Source organism: Streptomyces bicolor (assembly GCF_000719285.1).
Classification (GTDB): Bacteria; Actinomycetota; Actinomycetes; order Streptomycetales; family Streptomycetaceae; genus Streptomyces; species Streptomyces bicolor.
In genome coordinates this window covers 1-424 of sequence record NZ_JOFS01000120.1, presented here as the reverse complement: position 1 = coordinate 424, position 424 = coordinate 1, and the positions used below count along the sequence as shown (strand labels likewise).

1 protein-coding gene is annotated in these 424 nt (G+C 75.7%); it reads left to right on the top strand.

The window, feature by feature from the left end:
* Nucleotides 1-23: 23 nt before the first annotated feature.
* The coding region (locus IF78_RS44710) for a condensation domain-containing protein (protein WP_234440045.1) at nucleotides 24-424 on the top strand (401 nt) is incomplete at its 3' end.

Genomic DNA, 424 nt, shown 5'->3' with positions numbered 1-424 from the left:
GTGTGGTGCCGTGGACGCCGGTGATGCGGGCGCTGGGAGAGCACGCCGCCACCGGGGAGTTCGCGCAGTGGGCCGTGGTCGCGGCGCCGCCCGGGCTGGAGCTGGAAGTTTTGGCGACCGGTCTGGGCGCGGTGCTGGATACGCATGCGGTGCTGCGGGCGCGTGTGGGCCAGGAAGCCACGCTCGTGGTCGGCGAGTCGGGCCCGGCCGCGGGCACGCTCGTGACTCGTGTGGATGCGGCGGGCGGTGATCTGGACGAGGCTGCGGGTCGGGCGGCGCGTGCGGCGGTGCGGCGGCTGGATCCGTCGGCCGGGGTGATGGTGCGGGCGGTGTGGGTGGACGCCGGGCCGGACCGTGTGGGCCGGCTGGTGCTGGTGGCGCACCACCTGGTGGTGGACGGGGTGTCGTGGCGGATCCTGCTGCC